Source organism: Amycolatopsis eburnea (assembly GCF_003937945.1).
Taxonomy (GTDB): Bacteria; Actinomycetota; Actinomycetes; order Mycobacteriales; family Pseudonocardiaceae; genus Amycolatopsis; species Amycolatopsis eburnea.
Map to the genome: position 1 here is coordinate 524,924 of NZ_RSEC01000058.1, position 19,283 is coordinate 544,206.

Annotated in this window: 17 protein-coding genes; 8 read left to right on the plus strand and 9 right to left on the minus strand. The window is 72.3% G+C overall.

Going from position 1 to position 19,283, the window contains the following annotated elements; translation table 11 throughout:
* The first annotated feature begins 17 nt into the window (after nt 1–17).
* The 5 genes from EIY87_RS27830 to EIY87_RS27850 are packed head-to-tail and all read left to right on the plus strand — an operon-like array spanning nt 18 to nt 6,836.
* Nucleotides 18–1,640 (plus strand): thiamine pyrophosphate-binding protein, encoded by a 1,623-nt coding sequence (locus tag EIY87_RS27830; protein WP_263855628.1) that lies wholly within the window; start codon nt 18–20, stop codon nt 1,638–1,640.
* Nucleotides 1,637–3,670 (plus strand): hydantoinase/oxoprolinase family protein, encoded by a 2,034-nt coding sequence (locus EIY87_RS27835; protein WP_125312812.1) that lies wholly within the window; start codon nt 1,637–1,639, stop codon nt 3,668–3,670. The genes EIY87_RS27830 and EIY87_RS27835 overlap by 4 nt, the downstream gene beginning before the upstream one ends.
* Nucleotides 3,667–5,367 carry a hydantoinase B/oxoprolinase family protein gene (locus EIY87_RS27840; protein ID WP_125312813.1) on the plus strand — a complete coding sequence of 567 codons (1,701 nt, stop codon included), beginning with the start codon at nt 3,667–3,669 and terminating at the stop codon, nt 5,365–5,367. The genes EIY87_RS27835 and EIY87_RS27840 overlap by 4 nt, the downstream gene beginning before the upstream one ends.
* Nucleotide 5,368: 1 nt before the next feature.
* Nucleotides 5,369–6,154 (plus strand): SDR family NAD(P)-dependent oxidoreductase, encoded by a 786-nt coding sequence (locus EIY87_RS27845; RefSeq protein ID WP_125312814.1) that lies wholly within the window; start codon nt 5,369–5,371, stop codon nt 6,152–6,154.
* Between the two features lie 4 nt (nt 6,155–6,158).
* Complete coding sequence (locus EIY87_RS27850; RefSeq protein WP_125312815.1) at nt 6,159–6,836, plus strand: GntR family transcriptional regulator; 678 nt, start codon at nt 6,159–6,161, stop codon at nt 6,834–6,836.
* On the opposite strand, the gene EIY87_RS27855 is transcribed toward EIY87_RS27850, so the two are convergent.
* Entirely contained in the window at nt 6,791–7,024 is a 234-nt protein-coding gene (locus tag EIY87_RS27855; RefSeq protein WP_225440068.1) for a hypothetical protein, read from the minus strand. The two genes, EIY87_RS27850 and EIY87_RS27855, sit on opposite strands and share 46 nt — an antisense overlap.
* Before the next feature lie 85 nt (nt 7,025–7,109).
* On the opposite strand from EIY87_RS27855, the gene EIY87_RS27860 reads away from it, so the two are divergent.
* Complete coding sequence (locus EIY87_RS27860; RefSeq protein WP_125312816.1) at nt 7,110–8,096, plus strand: ArsR/SmtB family transcription factor; 987 nt, start codon at nt 7,110–7,112, stop codon at nt 8,094–8,096.
* On the opposite strand, the gene EIY87_RS27865 is transcribed toward EIY87_RS27860, so the two are convergent.
* On the minus strand, nt 8,086–10,008 hold the full coding sequence (locus EIY87_RS27865; protein ID WP_158641365.1) for an NPCBM/NEW2 domain-containing protein: 1,923 nt from the start codon (nt 10,006–10,008) through the stop codon (nt 8,086–8,088). The two genes, EIY87_RS27860 and EIY87_RS27865, sit on opposite strands and share 11 nt — an antisense overlap.
* 129 nt (nt 10,009–10,137) lie before the next feature.
* Nucleotides 10,138–12,090: an NPCBM/NEW2 domain-containing protein gene (locus tag EIY87_RS27870; RefSeq protein ID WP_125312818.1), complete on the minus strand. Its 1,953-nt coding sequence runs from the start codon at nt 12,088–12,090 to the stop codon at nt 10,138–10,140.
* 170 nt (nt 12,091–12,260) lie between these two features.
* On the opposite strand from EIY87_RS27870, the gene EIY87_RS27875 reads away from it, so the two are divergent.
* Together EIY87_RS27875 and EIY87_RS27880 are read left to right on the plus strand one after the other, a co-directional pair.
* Entirely contained in the window at nt 12,261–13,442 is a 1,182-nt protein-coding gene (locus tag EIY87_RS27875) for a CaiB/BaiF CoA transferase family protein (RefSeq protein WP_125312819.1), read from the plus strand.
* A 93-nt stretch (nt 13,443–13,535) separates the two neighbouring features.
* Nucleotides 13,536–14,804, plus strand: coding sequence for an aminotransferase family protein (locus EIY87_RS27880; protein WP_125312820.1), 1,269 nt, complete (start codon nt 13,536–13,538; stop codon nt 14,802–14,804).
* Nucleotides 14,805–14,850: 46 nt separating this feature from the next.
* Here the strand turns inward: EIY87_RS27880 and EIY87_RS27885 are convergent, their stop codons facing one another.
* The 6 genes from EIY87_RS27885 to EIY87_RS27910 form a co-directional block, all read right to left on the minus strand.
* Nucleotides 14,851–15,288: a VOC family protein gene (locus EIY87_RS27885; protein WP_191984291.1), complete on the minus strand. Its 438-nt coding sequence runs from the start codon at nt 15,286–15,288 to the stop codon at nt 14,851–14,853.
* Nucleotides 15,267–15,464 (minus strand): hypothetical protein, encoded by a 198-nt coding sequence (locus tag EIY87_RS27890; protein ID WP_072476601.1) that lies wholly within the window; start codon nt 15,462–15,464, stop codon nt 15,267–15,269. The genes EIY87_RS27885 and EIY87_RS27890 overlap by 22 nt, the downstream gene beginning before the upstream one ends.
* A 133-nt stretch (nt 15,465–15,597) precedes the next feature.
* Complete coding sequence (locus EIY87_RS27895; RefSeq protein WP_225440069.1) at nt 15,598–16,101, minus strand: GNAT family N-acetyltransferase; 504 nt, start codon at nt 16,099–16,101, stop codon at nt 15,598–15,600.
* A 31-nt stretch (nt 16,102–16,132) separates the two neighbouring features.
* The gene (locus EIY87_RS27900; RefSeq protein WP_148106218.1) at nt 16,133–16,918 is read right to left on the minus strand and encodes an IclR family transcriptional regulator; all 786 of its coding nucleotides are present in this window, start codon (nt 16,916–16,918) and stop codon (nt 16,133–16,135) included.
* A 109-nt stretch (nt 16,919–17,027) separates the two neighbouring features.
* Entirely contained in the window at nt 17,028–17,723 is a 696-nt protein-coding gene (locus EIY87_RS27905) for a family 16 glycoside hydrolase (RefSeq protein WP_125312823.1), read from the minus strand.
* A 75-nt stretch (nt 17,724–17,798) separates the two neighbouring features.
* The gene (locus EIY87_RS27910) at nt 17,799–19,250 is read right to left on the minus strand and encodes a PH domain-containing protein (protein ID WP_404800110.1); all 1,452 of its coding nucleotides are present in this window, start codon (nt 19,248–19,250) and stop codon (nt 17,799–17,801) included.
* Nucleotides 19,251–19,283 lie beyond the last annotated feature (33 nt).

A 19,283-nucleotide genomic window follows, 5' to 3' on the forward strand; every position in this document is an offset into this window, starting at 1 on the left:
CTGGCAGTATCCGCGCCGTGGCTGTGAGTGGTGCTCGGGAGCTGGTGGACGCGCTTGAAGCGCTCGGAACGGAGATCGTCTTCGGCCTCCCGGGCGTGCACAACCTGCCGTTGTGGGAGGCGCTGGCCGAGACCCGCATCAAGCTCGTCGGGGTGCGCCACGAACAGACCGCGGGCTACGCCGCAGACGGGTACGCGCGCGCGACCGGAAAGCTCGGTGTCGCGCTCGTGACGACCGGGCCGGGCGCCGCGAACACGCTCGGCGCGGTCGGCGAAGCGATGGCCTCCGCGGCTCCGGTGCTGGTCGTCGCCACCGACATCCCCTCGACGCTGCGGCGGCCCGGCGTCGTCCGGGGTGTGCTGCACGAAACCTCGGACCAGCAGGCCATGTTCGCCCCGGTGACCAAGGGCGGCTTCACCGTGCGGGCCGCCGACCAGATCGGCACCACCGTGCACCGCGCGGCGCGGCTCGCGCTGCAGCCGCAGAGCGGGCCCGTCTACCTCGGCGTGCCCACCGACTACCTGCGCGAGACGGTCCCGCACCGCCGTCCGCCCGCGCCGCACCGCAAGCCCGACGTCGACGTTCCCGATCTCGCGCGGGCCGAGGCGATGCTGTCCGACGCGCGGCAGCCACTGATCTGGGCCGGCGGCGGCGCGCTGCGCTCCGGGGCCGGCGACGCGATCGGCGCGCTCGCGGAGAAGCTCGCCGCGCCCGTGATCACGACGTTCGGCGCGCGCGGGCTGCTGCCGCTGGACCACCCGTGCCTGGCGCCGAACCCGGTGCACACGCCGGAGGTCGGCGAGCTGTGGGACGAGGCCGACGTCGTGCTCGCCATCGGTACCGACTTCGACGGCCTGATGACGCAGAACTGGCGGATGCCGAAGCCGCCCAAGCTGATCGCGGTCAACGTCGACGCCGACGACGCCGCCAAGAACTACCCGCCGGACCTGACGCTGGTCGGGGACGCGCGGTCGATCGTCGAACGGCTGTTGCCGAAGCAGCGGCCGGGCCTCGACGACATCACGCTCCGGCTGGCCGGCATCGGCCGCCGCGTGCGCCAGCGGATCCGCGACGAAGAGCCGCAGGCCTACGACTTCCTGTCCACTTTGGACGAAGTGCTGCCGACCGACGCCGTGCTGGTGTCCGACATGTGCGTCGCCGGGTACTGGGTCGGCGGCTTCCACCGGGTGCGGGCGCCGCGCAAGCTCGCGTACCCGATGGGCTGGGGCACGCTCGGCTACGGCTTCCCGGCGTCGCTCGGCGCGGCGGCGGCCGGCACCGGGCGGGCCGTCTGCATCACCGGCGACGGCGGTTTCCTCTACGGCTGCGGCGACCTTGCGACGCTCGCGCAGGAGCAGCTGCCGGTCACCGTCGTGCTGGTCGACGACGGCGGCTACGGGATGCTGCGCTACGACCAGGACCGCGCCGGTCTGCAACGCCGCGGGGTCGACTGGGACAGCCCGGACTTCGTCGGTCTCGCGCGGTCCTTCGGCGTGCACGCCGACCGCGTGTCCGGGTTCGGGCGGGCGTTCCGGCGGCTGCTCGGCGAGTTCGTCGAGTCGGACGAGCCGAACGTGCTGGTGGTGAAGGCCAAGCTGAAGCCGCCGTTGAACACGTCGCCGCGGTGGTACCGGACATGAGGATCGGCGTCGACATCGGCGGCACGTTCACCGACCTCTGCGCGGTGGACGACGCCGGCATCGCCGCCGTCGGCAAGGTTCTGACCACGCACGACGAGCCGGCGCGCGCGGTCGAGGAGGGGCTGGCCGCGCTGCTCGCGGACGCCGGGATCGCCGCTTCCGCGGTGACGCAGGTGGTGCACGGGACGACGCTGGTGACCAACGCGCTGATCGAGCGCACGGGCTCGCGCACCGCACTGCTCGCCACCGCCGGCTTCCGCGACGTCCTGGAGATGCGCCGCGAGCACCGCTACGAGCTGTACGACCTGCACCTCGAACTGCCCGCGCCGCTGGTCCCGCGGCACCTGCGCTTCGACGTTCCGGAGCGGATCCTCGCGGACGGGTCCGTCCGGACCGCGCTCGACGAGACTTACGTTGTAAGGCTCGGCCGGGAACTGGCCGCCCGCGGGATCGAAGCCGTCGCGGTCTGCTTCCTGCACGCCTTCACGAACCCCGCGCACGAACGGCGGGTGGCGGAAATCCTCGCCGAGGTCGCGCCCGGTCTGCGTGTCGCGCTCTCCTCCGACGTCGTGCCCGAGATCCGCGAGTTCGAGCGCGCGTCGACGACGGTCGCGAACGTCTACGTCCAGGACCTCACCGAGCGCTACCTGCGCGACCTCGAACGCCGGTTGCGGCGGCTCGGGATCGCCGGCGCGCCGCACATCATGCTGTCCAACGGCGGGCTGGCGACCGTCGGCACCGCGGCCCGGTACCCGATCCGCATCCTGGAGTCCGGTCCGGCGGGCGGAGCACTCGCCGCGGCCGCTGCTGGCCCGCCCGACCTGCTGGCCTTCGACATGGGCGGCACCACGGCGAAGCTGTGCCTGATCGCGGGCGGCGCGCCGCTGGTCACGCACCAGTTCGAGGTGGACCGGAAGTACCGGCTGCTGCCCGGCTCGGGGCTGCCGGTGCGGGTGCCGGTCACGGACATGATCGAGATCGGTGTCGGCGGCGGGTCGATCGCGCGCATCGACACGCTCGGGCTGCTGACCGTCGGGCCCGGCTCGGCGGGGTCCGAGCCCGGTCCGGTCTGCTACGGCCGGGGCGGCACCGAACCCACCGTCACCGACGCCGATCTGGTGCTCGGCTACCTTGACCCGGGCTACTTCCTCGGTGGCAGCATGCCTCTGGACGCCGAGGCCGCGAGAGCGGTGCTCCGGAAGGCGATCGCCGATCCGCTCGGGGTGAGCGTCGAAGAGGCCGCTTGGGGCATCCACACCAGCGTCAACGAGGACATGGCCAACGCCGCGCGGGTGCACGCGGTCGAGCGCGGGCACGACCCCGCGAAGCTGCCGATGTACACCTTCGGCGGCGCGGGCCCGGTGCACGGCGCCGGGGTCGCGCGGGCACTCGGGGCGCCGTCGGTCGTCGCGCCGCCCGCGGCCGGCGTGCTGAGCGCGGCCGGGTTCCTCACCGCGCCGCTGGCGTTCGACTTCGTGCGGTCCGCCCGCGCGGCCGTGCACGAACTCGCCTGGGAGCAGGTCGACGCGCTGTTCGCCGAGATGGAAGCCGAGGGCGAAGCGCTGCTGGCGAAGTCCGGGGTCACCGACGTGACGCACCGCCGGATCGCCGAGATGCGCTACGCCGGGCAGGGCTACGAAATCCGCGTCCCCGTCCGAACCGGCAGCTGGCCCGAGACCCTGATCGGCGAGTTCACCCGCACCTACCGCGAGCTCTACCGGCGGACCGGTCCCGAGGTCGGCGTCGAGGTGCTGAACTGGCGGGTCGTCTCGAGCGGGCCGGCGCCGGACGTCACCTTACGGCTTAAGGTGCAGGCCGCAGGAGGCGCGGCGCGCAGGGGCACGCGCAAGGCGTACTTCCCGGCCGCCGGTGGATTTGTCGACACGGCGATCTTCGACCGGTACCGGCTCCGGCCGGGGACGCGGATCGACGGGCCGGCCATCGTGGAGGAACGCGAGTCCACCGTGGTCATCCCGCCGGGCGCGCACTGCGTCGCCCGGGACGACGCCGCGCTGGAGGTGACGGTGTGAGCGTCGACCCCATCCTGGTCGGGCTGTTCGGCAACCGGCTGCATTCGATCCTCGCCGAGCAGCAGAACGCGCTCGTCAACACGGCTTTCTCCGCCGTGGTGCGGGAATCGCTCGACCTGGCCTGCGCGGTGTTCGACTCGCGCGGCGAGATGATCGGTCAGTCCGTCGGCGGCACGCCGGGGCACATCAACGCGATGGCGACCGGCATGCACCACTTCGTCGCGGCGTACCCGCCGGAGACGCTCGAACCCGGCGACGTCCTGCTCACCAACGACCCGTGGCAGACGGCCGGGCAGATCAACGACATCACAGTCGCGACGCCGGTGTTCCGCGAGGGCAGGCTGGTGGCCTGGTTCGCGTCCTGCTGCCACGCGCCCGACATCGGCGGGCGGCTGGTGTCCGCCGAGGCCCACGAAGTCTTCGAAGAGGGTCTTCGGCTGCCGATCCTCAAGTTCCTGCGCGCGGGCGAGGTCAACACCGATCTCGAACGGCTGATCCGGGCCAACGTGCGGACGCCGGAGGAGACCATCGGTGACCTGTACGCGCAGGTCACCGGCAACGAGGTCGGTGCCGCGAGCCTGCTGCGGCTGCTGGACGAGTTCGGTCTCGACTCGCTCGACGAAGTCGCCGCCGAGCTCATGAACCGGTCCGAGAAGGCGCTGCGGGACGCGCTGCGCGCACTGCCGGACGGCATCTACACCAACGAAATCGCCACCGACGGGTTCGACGACGAAGAAGTCGTCCTGCGCGTGACGGCCACTGTGGACGGTGACGAGATCCACCTCGACTTCGCGGGCTCGTCGCCGCAGAGCCGGCGCGGGATCAACGTCGTGCTGAACTACACGCGGGCGTACGCGTCGTTCGCGGTCAAGGCGGCGATCTCGCCGGAGGTGCCGCACAACGCCGGGTCGTTCCGGCCGGTGCACGTCACCGCGCCCGAAGGGTCCGTGCTGAACTGCCTGCCGCCCGCGCCGGTCGCGTCGCGGCACCTCATCGGGCACTTCCTGCCGTCGCTGCTGATCGGCGCGCTGCCCGGCGCCGTGATCGCGCCGAGCGCGGACGCGCTGTGGATGACCATCTGGCGGGGGCCCGGGTTCATGCTCAACGTCTTCCAGACCGGCGGCATGGGCGCCCGGGTGGGCAAGGACGGGCTCAGCACCACGGGATTCCCCAGCGGCCTGCGGTCGACGCCGACCGAGGTCATCGAGACGATGGCGCCGCTGGTCCAGTTTTCCCGGGAACTCCGGCCGGATTCGGGCGGCGCGGGCCGGTGGCGCGGCGGACTCGGACAGGTGACCACGATGGGGTCACGCGGCGGGGATTCCTGGAGCGTGAACGGGAACGTCGACCGCGTGCGGGCCGCCGCGTCCGGAGTGGACGGCGGCGGAGCGGGGACACCCGGACGGTTCGGGTTGCACGAAGGTGCCGACCTGCCCGCGAAAAGCCGGGTGCCACTGGCCCCTGAGTCTATTGTGGACGTCACGCTGCCCGGTGGCGGCGGCTACGGGCCGCCGCGCGAACGGCCGGTGGCGGCGGTCCTCGCCGACGTCGTCGAGGGGTACGTCTCGGTGGCGGCGGCGCGCGAGGTGTACGGCGTCGCCGTGCGGTACCTCGGGAGCCCGGACGCGCTCGTCCGGCTGCCGGCGGACTACGCGGTCGACGAAGAGCGGACAGCACGACTGAGAGCGGGGAAGTGACATGGGTCGGTTGGCCGGCAAGGTGGCGGTCGTCTTCGGTGGCGCGCGGGGCATTGGTCTCGCGACGGTCAAGGAGTTCCTCGCCGAAGGCGCGACGGTGTACGCCTCCGACATCCGCGAGCCCGCGGAAGAGCTGAGCGGGTACCGGCACTCCATAGTGGATGCCACCGACGAGGCCGCCGTGGCCGCGTTCGTCGACGGCGTCATCGCCGAAGCGGGCCGCGTCGACGTGCTGTTCAACAACGTCGGCATCCACCTCGGCAAGCCGCTGGCCGACACGACGCTGGCCGAGTTCGACCACATCTTCGCGCTGAACGTCCGCGCCGCCTTCCTCGGCACCCGCGCCGTGCTGCCGCACATGATCGCGCAGCGGGCCGGGAGCATCGTCACGACGTCGTCCAACGGCGGTGTCATGGGCCGTCCCGGCGACCCGGTGTACAACGCCACCAAGCACGCGCTGGTCGGGCTGATGAAGTCGATCGCCGTCGCCCACGCGCACCAGGGCGTCCGGGCCAACACGGTGAACCCGGGCGCGATCGACACCGACATGCTGCGCAGCACCCTGAACTCGCCCGAGGAGTTCGAAACCAAGCAGCACCAGCTGGTCGCGAGCACGCCGGCGGCGCGCGTGGGCGAGGCGTGGGAAGTCGCCAAGGCGGTCGTGTTCCTGGCGAGCGACGAGTCGCGGTTCGTCAACGGCGTCGTCCTGCCGATCGACGGCGCGAAGGCGGCGGGCGCCATGCCGGGCAACCGGTACAGCCTCGACTTCGACCTCGGCGTCGGGTAGCGCCGTGACGGTCGATGCCTCGGGGCTGGGGAGCGAGCGGCACCTGCTGGAACGCAGCGGGACCGCCGAACGGGTCGCGGCGATCCTGCGCCAGTACATCACCGACGGCGTCTTCGCCCCCGGTGAACGCCTGTCCGAGCCGGTGATCAGCTCGGCGCTGGGCGTCTCCCGCAACACGCTGCGCGAGTCGTTCCAGCTGCTGGCCCACGAACGGCTGGCGGTGCACGAACTGAACCGCGGGGTGTTCGTGCGCGAACTGACCACCGACGACATCGAGGACCTCTACGTCGTCCGCCGCGCCACCGAGTGCGGTGCCCTGCGCCGCGCCGCCGAACTGCCCACTGTGGACCTTTCCGGGCTGCAACGCGCGCTGGAGGACGGGCGGGCCGCGGCGGAAGCCGAGGACTGGCCCGCGGTCGGCACCGCCAGCATCCACTTCCACCAGGCGCTGGCGGACCTGGCGGGCAGCGAGCGGCTGTCCGCGACGATGCGCCAGGTGCTCGCCGAGACACGGCTGTTCTTCGTGCTCAACGAGAACACGCGGGAGTTCTACGAGCCGTTCCTCGACTGCCACGAGCGGATCCTGCGCGACCTGCGCCGCGGCCGGTTCGACGCCGCGGCGGTCTCGCTCGACCGCTACCTGCGCGACGCCGAAGCGCGGCTGCTGGAGCTGAGCTCGTAGGGGAGCACGACGGTGATCGTGTACGGCCGCTGGTACGCCGTGACGCGGTAGATCCCGTCGGCGCCGGCCGACCAGCCGAGCCGGGCGACCGTCCGGACGACGGAACACACGGTGTAACCCGGGCCGGCCGCCGCGGGCGGCGCGACGGCGAGCAGCACGGCGGCCACGGCCGCGGTCGTCGGGAACACCCAGCCACTCAACCGCGCGGACCGGCCGCGGCGGAAAGGATTCGAGCCGGTTCAAATCCGCCGCCACCGCTGTTAACGTCGGTTGATGTTCACGCTGCGGGCCGATGCCGAGACGGTGGCCAGGACGCGGTTCTCGCCCTCCCTCGCCGCGGAGTCGCTGGCTTGGCTGAAGCTCACCGCCGACGCCGGACGGCACCCGGTGTTCGGCGATCCCGGCCCGCTCGCCCGCGCGTCGCTCGCCCACCCGGACGTCGCCCTGCTGCTGGACCTGCTGCCGCGCGCCGGCGAGGTCTACACGCCGGACCTGCTGACGCCGCCGCCCGGAACGGCGGCCCGGCCCGCCGACCTGCTCGACGAGCAGCTCGCGCGGATCGAGGCGACCACGCAGGACGAGCTCGAGGAACAGGTCTTCGGCTACACGGCGGTCCACTGGCACCGGCCGCTGCCGATCGGGGCCCGCCGGGTCGTCGAGTCGGGCTCGATGCCGCGGCGGCTGGCCGACGGCCTCGCGCGGTTCTGGCGGGACGCGCTGGCCGACGACTGGGCCGTCCTGCACGCGGTCGCCGAGCGCGACATCGCCCACCGCGCGAAGACCATCGCCACCCACGGCGTCGGCGCGGCGCTCGCGTCGCTGCACCCCGCGATCGGCTGGGCCGGCGACGCGATCACCCTCGCCGCGCCGTTCGACGGCGAGGTCGACATCGCCGGCCGCGAGCTGGTGCTCGCCCCGGGCGTGCTCAGCTGGCCCGGCACGAGCGTCCAGGTCGACGTACCCGGCCAGGTCGTGCTCGGCTACCCCGCGCTCGGGATCGGCACGGGCGCGGACCGGCCGCCCGGGCGGCTCGCGCCGGTGGTCGGCACCGCACGGGCCGCGCTGCTGGCCGACCTCGAAACCGCGCGGCCGACCGCCGAGCTCGCCACCCGGACCGGGTACAGCCCGGCCACCGTCTCCTACCACCTGAACGCGCTGCACCGCGCCGGGCTCGTCAGCAAGGTCCGGGACGGGCGCTACGTGCTGTACCGCCGGACCGCGCAGGCCGTCGTCCTCCTGGAAGGGGCGCTCAGCAGGTGACGTTCGGCGCGATCCAGTCGGCGTACTCGCCGGCCGAGCCGTCCCCGCCGTCGTCGACCGCGATGGCCAGCTGCTGGACCCCGGTGACCGGGAGCGTCAGCCTCTGCGGCTTCACGCCCGGCCGGACGATGCCGGTCGCGAACAGCTCGCGGCCGTCTCCCAGGACGCGGAACGCCACCGTGGCCTGCGGGCTCGAGACGTCGTCGACGCCGTACTGCACCGAGAACGACTTGCACGCGCCGCCGAGGTACAGCCGGATCACCGACGGCGCGTGCACGCCGACGCCGCTGTTCGGCTGGTAGCCGACGCCGCCGATCGACATCGCCCGTCCGTTGGCGACGCTGCCGCGTTCCACCGGGCCGGAGCCGTTCTCCGAGTAGAGCCACGGCCGCGTCGACAGGTACGTCGTCGTGCCCGCCGGCGGCGCGGTCACCAGCGGCGCTTCGGCCGAACCGGCCGCGGTGCGCGTCCCGAGCGCGTTCGTGTAGCCGCCGCTCGCGCCGACCAGCAGCTTCGCGGCCGGAGCGGCGGTGGGCCGCAGCGTGATCTCCCGCGTGACCGTGCTGCCCGGCGAGACGCGCGGGACGTCGACCTGCGCGGACCCGTCGAGCTGCCACCCGGCGGGGACGGTGATCGTGTACCGCGCGTCGGTGATCGGGGTGTCGCCGTCGTTGGTCAGCGTGACCGTGCCGTCGACCTGCTGGCCCGCCAGGAAGCCTTCCGGCAGCTGCACGCCCAGCGTCACCAGCGGATCCGCCGTCGACGGCTGCCCCGGCCACGCGCGGTAGAACACGCTGCTCAGCGCGGGCACGGACGCGCGCAGGGTGCCGGTGCTGGTCAGTTCGGTGCCGGCCCAGAGGTCGCGGACGCGGTAGGCGGGCGCCGCCGCGATGCCGGCTTCGGCGAGGTCGAACGGGATCGTCTGCGCGTACGAGCCGCGGTTGAGCAGCAGCACCGCGACCGAGCCGTCGGACATCGGCTTCGCCCAGACCTCGGCGTCGGACAGGTCGCGGACCTTGTACCCCGGGGTGCCGGACCAGTCCTGGTCGACCGCGATCACGTCCCGGTTGGCGATCGTGTCCAGCGGGAACGACTCGTTCGGGATGAGCGGCGCGTTCATCAGCGCCCACAGCGAGAACTGCGTCCGCCGCGGGGCGGGGTCGAGGTAGCTGAAGTTGAGGTAGCCGGGATCGCTCCAGCCGCCGGGACCGGTGAGCCCGGCGAGCGACGGCTGCCTGTCCACCGCCTGCATCACGCTCGCGAGCGGCTCCGCGAGGTCGCTCGCGAGCTGCCAGGTGTGCGCGCCCGCGCCGGGGGCCCACTCCCACTGGTGGTAGTTGTTCGACATCGTGTCGATCATCGCGAGCAGGATCGGCCGCCCGCTGGCCTTGAGCGCGTCGCTCATCTTCTTGGCCGCCGCCGCGACGCCGTTCTCGCCGCCGCACGTGTCGTACGCGAGGTAGTCGACACCCCAGGCCGCGAACGTTTGCGCGTCCTGCTGCTCGTGGTCGCGCGAGCCGGGCATGGCGCCGCCGCACGTCTGCGCGCCGGTTCCGCTGTACAGCCCGAACTTCAGCCCGTTGGCGTGCACGTACGCGATCAGTCCCGGCAGGTCCGGGTACTTGGCGGTGTCCGGGCGCAGCGAACCGTCGGCGGCGCGCGTCGGCTGCGCCCAGCACCCGGCGATGTTGACGTAGGTGTAGCCCGCGTCGCGCAGGCCGGTGCTGACCAGCATGTCGACGGCGGCGCGGACCTTCGCGTCGTCGATGCGCGGGCATTGGTTCCAGCCGCGGGACCACGAGATCCCCATCGGCGGCTTCGCGGCGAGCACGGGCTCGTCGGCCGCCGCGGGCGCGGCGACGGCCGTGGCGAGACCGAGGAGCGTGAGCAGCAGGACACCGAGTCTTCGCACGGTTTCCCTCCCCCAAGGAGCGCGGACAAGAGCTCCAGGGTGCATCGGGGACGAACCGGGCATGAGGGGATAACTGCCGTCCCCGGCCGGGTGGCCGGGGACGGCGGGTGGTGCGTGATTTTCCCTTGCTCAGCAGGTGATCGCGGCGTCCGCCCAGTCGGCGTGGTCGTCGGTGTTGCCGTCGCCGCCGTCGGTCACGGCCAGCTCCAGCACCTGCACGCCGGCCAGCGGGGCTTCCAGCGGCTGCGCCTTGTCACCGGGGTGCATGACGCCGGTGGCGGCGAGCTCCTTGCCGTCACCGAGGATGCGGAACCCCGCGCTGCCACCGGAGTTCTCGTCGTCCAGGCCGACGAGCGCGCGGACCGACGTGCAGGCCGCGCCGACGTAGACGCGCACGCTCGACGGGGCGTGTGCGCCGATCCCGTCGTCGTAGCCCACGCCGGCGATCGTGATCCGGTGCCCGTCGCCCGCCGCGCTCTCGCCGTTGCTGGTCCCGCGCTCGACCGGGCCCCAGCCGTTGTCCGACGACATCCACGCGGCCTTCGACAACGCCGTCGTGCCCGCGGACGGGCGGGTGACCAGCGGTGAGCTGCCTTCGGCTGTAAGGCTGCGCTGGCCGTACAGCGTAAGGTAGCTCGCCCGCGCGGTGAGCGTGACGCGCTCGCCCGCGGGCGCGACCGGGTCGAACGTGACGTCCTGCTGCCACGTCTTGCCGGGCGCCACGACCGGTGCGGTGAACGCGCCGGGGCCGCGCAGCCGCCAGCCCGCGGGGGCCGCGATGCTCGCGCGCACCTGCGCGATCGGCGTGCTGCCGTCGTTGGTGACCTTCAGCGTGGTGGTGAGCGGCCGGTCGGCGGGCACGTAGTCGGGGTTCGGCAGGGCGAGCGTCGTCAGCGGCGCGGCGGACGGCTTCTTCTCCGGCCAGACGCGGAACGTGGCCGAGCCGTGCGCCGCGACGGCCGCCCGGACGGTGCCCGCGGTCTCGGTCTCGGTGCCGGTCCAGAGGTCGCGGACGCGGAAGCTGTGCCCCGCGAGGTTCAGCTCCTTCGCCGTCGTGGTCATCGCCGTGCTCGCGGAACCGCGGTTGAACAGCACGACCGCGGCCGAGCCGTCGGACATCGGCTTCGCCCAGACCTCGGTGTCACCGTCGTCGCGGACCTTGTGGCCCTGCACGCCGGCCCAGTCCTGGTCCAGCGCGATGACTTCCTTGTTCTCCAGGATCTTCTTCGTGGCCGGGGTCATCGCGGGCAGGTCGTTGCCGGCCAGCAGCGGCGCGTTCAGCAGCGCCCACAACGCGAAGTGCGAGCGGTACTCGGCGTCGGTCATGCCGCCGTTGCCGACTTCGAGCATGTCCGGGTCGTTCCAGCCGCCGGGCCCGCTGTACTTCTCCAGGCCGACCTGCTGGTCGAGGATGCCGGTCAGGCTGCCCCAGTTGTCGCTGATGTCGCCGGTGGTCCGCCACAGCTGCGCGCCGGCGTCGCGGCCCCAGGTCCACGGGTCGTTCTCGCCCCACTCGCAGAGCGCGTAGACCATCGGGCGGCCGGCCTTCTCGATCGCGTCGCCCATCTTCGTGTAGCGCTCGATCGCCGGGCGGCCCTGGTTGTTGCAGTTGTCGTACTTGAGGTAGTCGACGCCCCAGTCGGCGAACGACTGCGCGTCTGCCTCTTCGTGGTCGAGGGCGCCGGGCATGGTCTTCTGGCAGGTCAGCGTGCCCGCGCTGGTGTAGATGCCGAGCTTGAGACCCTTGCCGTGGACGTAGTCGGCGAGCGCCTTGATGCCGTGCGGGAAGCGTTCGTGGTTCGGCTCGAGCTTGCCGTCGGCCGTGCGGTTCTGTTCGGCCCAGCAGTCGTCGATGTTGACGTACTGGTAGCCCGCGTCCTTCATGCCGGTCGACACGAGCGCGTCGGCGGCGCCGCGGATCAGGTTTTCGTCGATCTCGCAGCCGAACTTGTTCCAGCTGTTCCAGCCCATCGGCGGCCGGTCGCCGACGCGCTGGGCGGCGAAGTACTGGGGTTCGGCGGCGGCGGGGGTGGCCGGCACGACCGTGACCACCGTGGTGCAGGCGGCTACCGCGGCCGCCATTCCAACAAGACGACGCATAAGTCCCTCCAGGAGTGCGCAACTCTGCACAAACTCACTCAGCAATCAACAGGACGGGAGTGACTGTCGTCTACGTCCGTTAGTAGGTAATCCATTTCCGGGGGTGCGCGGGGTAGAAAGGGGGCGCCGCCCAGCTCGACGAGGAGCCGCTGATGCCCGAAGGATTCCGCCCGCTCGACGGGATCAAGGTCGTCGACCTGTCCCGCATCCTGGCCGGCCCGTACTGCACCCAGTACCTCGGCGAGATGGGCGCGGACGTCGTGAAGGTCGAGCCACCGGGCCACGGAGACGACACCCGCGGCTGGGGCCCGCCGTTCGTCGGCGGCGAAGCCGTCTACTACCTGGCGGCGAACCGGAACAAGCGCGGGATCGTCCTCGACCTCAAGAGCGACCGCGGCCGCGAGGCGCTGCGCCGGCTCGTCGCGGATGCCGACGTGCTCATCGAGAACTTTCGGCCGGGAACGCTGGAGAAGTGGGGGATCGGCTACTCGTCGCTCGCCGAGCTGAACCCGCGGCTGATCCACGTGTCGATCACCGGGTTCGGGCAGACCGGCCCGTACCGCGACCGCGCGGGCTACGACCTGGTCGCGCAGGCCCTCGGCGGCGTGATGTCCCTGACCGGCGAGCCGGACGGCGCGCCGGCGAAGGTCGGGCTGCCGGTGGCGGACCTGAACGCGGGGACGTGGGCGATCATCGCCGTGCTGATGGCGCTGCAGGCGCGGCACACCACCGGCCGCGGGCAGTACCTCGACGTGTCCCTTTTGGACAGTCAGCTGGCGTGGCACGTCTACGCGGCGGGCGCGCACTTCTACGACGCACCCCGCCCGCGGCGCATGGGCTCGGCGCACCCGAGCATCGTCCCGTACCAGGCCTACCACGCGGCCGACGGCTGGCTGATCATCGCGGTGGGTAGCGAGAAGCTGTGGCACGCGTTCTGCGGGGTGCTGGACCTGGACATCGCCGCGGACCCGCGGTTTTCGTCGAACGCTTCGCGGGCCGCGCACCGGGACGCGTTGAACGCGCTGCTGGAACCGGTGGTGCTGACGCGCACGGTGGCGGAGTGGTCGAAGTCCTTCGACGCGGCGGGCATCCCGGCGGCCCCGATCAACGAGATCGACGACGTGTACGCGGACCCGTGGACGGCGGCGCGCGACCAGGTGGTGCGGCTGCCGCACCCGACGGTGGGGACGTACGTGGGGACGGGGTTCCCGGTGAAGGCGTCCGACACCCCGGCGCGGCCTTCGTCGGCGCCGCCGACGTTGGGGCAGCACACGGCGGAGGTGCTCGGGGAGCTGGGTTACTCGCCGGAGGAGATCGCGGAGTTCCTGGACTGACCGGCCAGTCCGGGGGCGCCGACTGTGCACGATGGAGTGGTCGCGCTCGCCGCTTCGCCCTGGTAGGGATGGGGGCAGGACTGAGGAGGACCGATGTCAGCACAGCACGCCCTGTGGCACCCGTTCGCCGACATGGGCGCGGTCGACGGCGACCGGATGGTCATCACGCGCGGCGAGGGCTCGTACGTCTGGGACGACGCCGGGCGGCGGTACTTCGACGCGACCGCGTCGCTCTGGTACGCGAACTTCGGGCACGGGCGCCCGGAAATCACCGACGCCGTCGCGGAGCAGCTGCGGACGCTCGACTCGTACAACCTGTTCGGCTACAACGCCAACCAGCCGGCGATCGAGCTGGCGGACCGCGTCGCCGCGCTGGCGCCGGAGCAGGGGTCGAAGGTGTTCTTCGGCTCGGGTGGCGGTGACGTCATCGACACCGCCGTCAAGCTGGCGCGGGCGTACTTCGCGCACACCGGGCGGCCGGAGAAGGTGCACGTGATCGGCCGGGCGCAGGGGTACCACGGCACGCACGGCTTCGGCACCGCGGTCGGCGGCATCCCGGCCAACGCGGCCGGCTTCGGGCCGCAGCCGCCGGACTTCTCGCACATCCCGTACGACAGCGCGGCGGCGCTGGAGGCGGAGATCGAGCGTGTCGGGTCGGCGCGCGTGGCGGCGTTCTTCTGCGAGCCGGTGATCGGCGCGGGCGGCGTGCTGCTGCCGCCGGACGGGTACATCGAAGAGGTCGCGGCGATCTGCCGCCGCCACGACGTGCTGTTCGTCGCGGACTGCGTGATCGCCGCCTGGGGCCGGCTCGGCACGTGGTTCGGCATCGACCGCTGGGCCGTGCGGCCCGACATGATCACGACGGCGAAGGGCATCACCGGCGGCACGATCCCGCTGGGCGCGCTGATCGTGGCCCCGCGGGTGGCGGAACCGTTCTTCACCGGCGCGCCGGGCGCTCCGATCTTCCGCCACGGCGCGACGTACGCGGGCCACCCGGTGGCGTGCGCGGCCGGCCTGGCGACGCTGGACATCTACGAGCGCGACGGCCTGATCCCGCGCGGCCGCGAACTCGAGAAGCCGTTGGCCGACGCGGTTTCGGGCGTGAGCGGGCACCCGCTGGTGGCGGAGGTCCGCGCGGGACTCGGCTTCCTGGCGGCCGTCGAGCTGACGGCGGACGTCATGGACGCCGACCCGGGCGCCCCGGTGAAGCTGCAGCGCGCCTGCCGGGACGAGGGCGTGATCGTGCGCAACCTCGGACGCGGGGTCGCGGTGTCACCGCCGTTGATCGCCGTTGAGCCGGAGCTGGACCTGCTGGCGGCGGCGCTGCCGAAGGCCTTGGACCGCTTGGCCGCCCAGAGCTGAGGTCGCGGCCGGCGGCGACCCCCGGGCTCGCCGCCGGCTCCACGCCTCACGAAACGCAGAACTCGTTCCCCTCCGGATCCGCCACGGTCACCCAGCTGTGCGGCCCCTGCCGCCCCCGGTGCAGGTACGTCGCCCCGCGGGCCGTCAGCTTCTCCAGCGTCGCCTCGACGTTGTCCGCGCCCACCCAGACGTCGATGTGGAGCCGGTTCTTCCCCGCCTTCCCCTCCGGGACCTCCTGGAACAGGATCCGCCGCGGCGGCCCGTCCGGTGGCGAGTCCGGGTGCCGGATCGCCGCGCCGCTCTTCCAGACCAGCGATCCCCGGTACGTCCGGGTTTCCTCCTCCTTCGCGTACCCCTTCGCGATCATCTCGCGGATGAAGCCTTCGTCCGTCGGTTCCACGGACCAGCCGAGCGTCTCGGCCCACCAGTCGGCCTGCACGTGCGGGTCGGCCGAATCCACCACTACCTGGAAGTCATGCGCCATACGGGCACGTTAACGACCGAGTCCGACATTTTCCGGAGCGCCGGGTCCTCGGGGACGACCGTGAAGCGCCACTTGTCCACGCCGCCGCCCATGATTTCGGCGTACCGGCGGGCGCCGTCGGCGTTGGCGAAGCGGACCTGCTGGCCGTTCGTCAGGTGGGTGATCTTGACCGCCACAACAACCTCCCGAAGTCTGTGGGCCGGCCCGCGGAGCTTCCCCCTCCGGGACCGGCCCGCACAGTAGAACACATGTTCGACCGTGTGCGCCAGTGCCTCCCCCGGGCAGGGGAGAAATCCACAAAACTCCAGGTCAGAGCGGTCGGATCATCGCCACGCGCGGCCAGGCGTCCAGGCCGCGGGCCGCCTCGGCGCGGCGGATCGCGCGCAGCCCGTCGCCGATTTCACCGTCCAGGAGGACCCGGAACCGCAGCCGCTCGTAGTACGGCGCGTTCCACGGGACGGCGGCGAACGTCGTGAGCGTCAGCGCCGGGAGACCGCGGGCGAGGGCCCACTCCGCGAGCGTCTCGATCAGCGCGCGGCCCAGCCCGCGCCGGGCGTGGCCGGGGCGGACCGAGACCTGCTCGATGTGCGCGTGCCCGTCGACGACCTCCGCGACCAGGTAGGCGACCGGCCGGTCGTCCTCGTCGACGCTCACCCACGCGCGGCCGTCGGCCTGGTACACCGCCAGTTCCGCGACCGACCCGGGGTCGTCGTCGGCGATCGCCGTCATGCCGATGTCGCGGAAGAGGCTGCCCGCCTCGCGTTCGACGTCGATCAACGCGGGCAGGTCGTCGGGGCGCGCGAGCCGGATCACCCCGCCATTCCTACGGGCTCGCGCGGGATTCTCACAGCGAATAAGACGAGATCGCCCGCTGGATCCGGGTCGCGTACTCCTGGAGGGCGGTGATCGCGGTCTGCCGCGCCTCGTCGGTGATCCGCGCGGCCGGGCCGGCCAGGCTGAGCACCGTCGGCCGCCGTCCGTAGGCGTGCACCGGGACCGAACACGCCCAGACGCCTTCGTCGATTTCCCCCGAGCTGACCGAATACCGGTTCTCCAGCGCGCGCTTCAGCTCGTCGCGGATCGCCGTCCCGCGCTGGTCGACGATCGAGGGCAGCCGCCGGTCGCGTTCCATCTCCGGCAGCAGCGCGAGCAGCATCTTGCCGGACGCCCCGAGCCCGAGCGGCATCGAATGCCCGGGCTCGAACGTGAACCGCATGGCGCGGTCGCACTCGACGCGGTCCGCGCACACGGCGGCGTCGCCGAACTGCTGGAACAGCATCACCGTTTCGCCCAGCTCCCGCGCGGCCTCCTCCATCGACGGCCGCGCCAGCCGGACGAGGTCGTTCGCCAGCTGCGCGGCCCGCGCCAGCGGCATCACCTGGCTGGTCAGGTGGTAGTGCCCGGCGCGGCCTTCTTCGAGCAGCTGCAGCTCCTTGAGCAGCGCCACGTAGCGGTAGGTCGTCGCGACCGGGGTGCCGATCGTCGCGGCGAGCTCGGCGACGCTGGCCTCCCAGCGACTTTCGGAGAAGGCGAGCAGCAGCTGCAGGACCTTGCGGGAACTGCTGGCACCGGGGGTGCGGCGCGGCGCGGAGGTGGCGGGACCGTCGACGGCACTGACGGCAGGCGTCATCATGACCTCTCGGTGAGACAAAAACGACCTTCGCTATCACACGGGGTGAATAAATTAGCACGTTGTGTTAAACGAAAGCCAGCATTCCCACCGTTCGGGGAAACCGCAGTCACTGAGTAATGAACTCGCCCGGTTCGGTCACCACGGGTGACTCGACGTAGAGACCGCGGTACTCGTCCTGGATCCCGGAGTTGTGCACCTGCAGCGCCAGCGGGCCGACGCGGCCGGCGGTCTTGTCGGTGAACCGCAGGACCTCGACGCCCTTGCACGTGACGGCCGTTCCGGTGAGCGGGCAGCACGCCATCCGCGCCACCCCGGTGGCCGCGTCCCCGATCAGCTCGCACTGCGCCCACTTCTTGATGTCGATGCTGGGGTGGGGCAGCTGCTTGAACAGTTTCCCGCCGCCGTCGTTGTGGCCCGGCCGGTAGTCCCAGTGCCCGCCGTTCGGCGGCTGGAACTGGATGGCGCTCAGCGCGTCGCGGATCGGGTCGGTGGTGCCCCAGATCAGCACGGTCGGTTTGTGGTTGCCCTTGACCTGCCGCACATTGAATATCCACCGAAACGTGCCGACCTGCTGTTTGTTGTAGTACAACCAGCCGCGCGCGGTGCCGTTTCCGTGGATGACGCCGTTTTTCGCCGACCACAGACCGGGCTTGGACGACGTCCAGGCGGTCAAATCGGCGCCGTCGAACATCGAGACCAGATTCGGGTCGCCATACGGGTTTTCCGCGGCCGCCGCGGAGGGCGCGAACGACGACGCCGCGACGATCGCCGCGGCGAGCACGCCGAACAACTTCCGGAACATCCTGCCGTCCTCTCGTGGGTGCGAATCGAGGGTTCGGACGGCGGATTTCACGCTACGAGCCGCGGCCGTCAGGCGTCAACCGCGGTCCCGGTCACCGGTGAGGAACGGCGTCAGCAGTCCCGGGACGGCCTGGTCGGCCAGCGCCAGCCCGTCGGCCTCCCCGACGTCGAGCACCACGTACTTGCCCTTGCCCGCGGCGACCGGCGCGATCACCGTGACGAGCCCGGCGCGGCGCTGGAAGTACGAGCGCTCGACGACGATCCCGGTCATCCCGTCGCGGCGGACGGCCGCCGTGCCGCGGTCCAGCGAGCCCGAGCGCGTCACCAGGTAGCGGCCGGCGAGCGCGTGCCCGAGACCGCGGTAGCGGTCCCAGCCGACGAGCGCGGCGAACGGCAGCAGCACGAGCGCGGCCTGCCACGGCCAGTCCGGCAGCGCGCCGAGCCACGCCAGGCCGTACAGCGCCGCGGCGAGCAGCAGCACGCCGACGACGGCGCGGGAGATCCGCCGGTACAGCGCCCGGCGCGGGTGGCGGGTCAGCGGTGTCGCGGCAGGGTCTTCGCCGAGCACCTCCGCGACGACTTCGTGCGCCTTCGCCAGCGGCGCGGGCGGCAGCAGCAGGCCACCGCCCTTGTCCGCGCCCTTGCCCTCCCGCAGGCCGCCCGCGATGGCGACGACGCGGGCGCCGCCGGCCAGCCGCAGCGGCAGCGGCTCGCGGACCTCGACGCCGCGCAGGCGCTCCTCCTCGATCGACACCGAGCGCGTCGTGATCAGCCCGCGCCGGATGTGCAGCGTCCCGGCGGGCTCGCGGGTGAGCCGGTGGTTCCAGAACGAGAGCACGTACCCGCCGACCGACAGCATCGACACGAGCACCAGCAGCCCGGCGGCGGCCAGCACCAGGCTCAGCCACGCCGGCGTGTCCGTGAAGTGCCCGACGACGGTCTGGACCAGCGAGAACTGGATCGGGTCGAAGTGCAGTTCGTGCGCGAAGTGGTAGACGGTGCCGACCACGGCGCCGACCACCGCGAGGCCGGAGAGCGTGAAGGGCGCGTACCGCAGCCACTTCTTGTCGACCGCGGCCACGAGCTGCTCCGGCGGCGCGGCGGCGACCGCTTCGGCCTTACGGTGTAAGAGCAGTGTCCGCAGCCGCTGTGCCTCGGCGACGGTGACGGCGTCGAGGACGAGTTCGTCCTTGCCCGGACCCTTGCCGTGCGAGTGCCGCCCGGTGCCGATCCGCGCCGCGGCGAGGGAGAACAGCCGGTGCTTCGGCTCGGAGGTGACGTCGACCGTGCGGATCCGGTCGCGGGGGATCGCGCGCTGCTTGCGCAGCAGCAGCCCGGTGTGCCACTCGACCTGCGTCGCGGTGATCCGGTAGCGCGAGGTCAGCACGTGCGAGACGCCGGTGCACACGGCGATCGCGGTGAACGCCAGCCCGATCCACTGCCACGGCTCGCCGTGGCCGAACAGCAGCGCGCCCAGCAGCACCGGCAGCGACTTCGCCAGGTCCAGCACCGGCCGGATGAGCAGCATGCGCCGGTCGAGGCGGTGCCAGGGCGCGTCCTG

Coding starts and splice junctions, on each gene's coding strand:
- EIY87_RS27835 (WP_125312812.1), top strand. CDS start 1,637: ATGAGGATCGGCGTCGACATCGGCGGCACGTTCACCGACCTCTGCGCG.
- EIY87_RS27845 (WP_125312814.1), top strand. CDS start 5,369: ATGGGTCGGTTGGCCGGCAAGGTGGCGGTCGTCTTCGGTGGCGCGCGG.
- EIY87_RS27860 (WP_125312816.1), top strand. CDS start 7,110: ATGTTCACGCTGCGGGCCGATGCCGAGACGGTGGCCAGGACGCGGTTC.
- EIY87_RS27870 (WP_125312818.1), bottom strand. CDS start 12,090: ATGGCGGCCGCGGTAGCCGCCTGCACCACGGTGGTCACGGTCGTGCCG.
- EIY87_RS27875 (WP_125312819.1), top strand. CDS start 12,261: ATGCCCGAAGGATTCCGCCCGCTCGACGGGATCAAGGTCGTCGACCTG.
- EIY87_RS27880 (WP_125312820.1), top strand. CDS start 13,536: ATGTCAGCACAGCACGCCCTGTGGCACCCGTTCGCCGACATGGGCGCG.
- EIY87_RS27885 (WP_191984291.1), bottom strand. CDS start 15,288: ATGGCGCATGACTTCCAGGTAGTGGTGGATTCGGCCGACCCGCACGTG.
- EIY87_RS27900 (WP_148106218.1), bottom strand. CDS start 16,918: ATGACGCCTGCCGTCAGTGCCGTCGACGGTCCCGCCACCTCCGCGCCG.
- EIY87_RS27905 (WP_125312823.1), bottom strand. CDS start 17,723: ATGTTCCGGAAGTTGTTCGGCGTGCTCGCCGCGGCGATCGTCGCGGCG.
- EIY87_RS27910 (WP_404800110.1), bottom strand. CDS start 19,250: ATGCTGCTCATCCGGCCGGTGCTGGACCTGGCGAAGTCGCTGCCGGTG.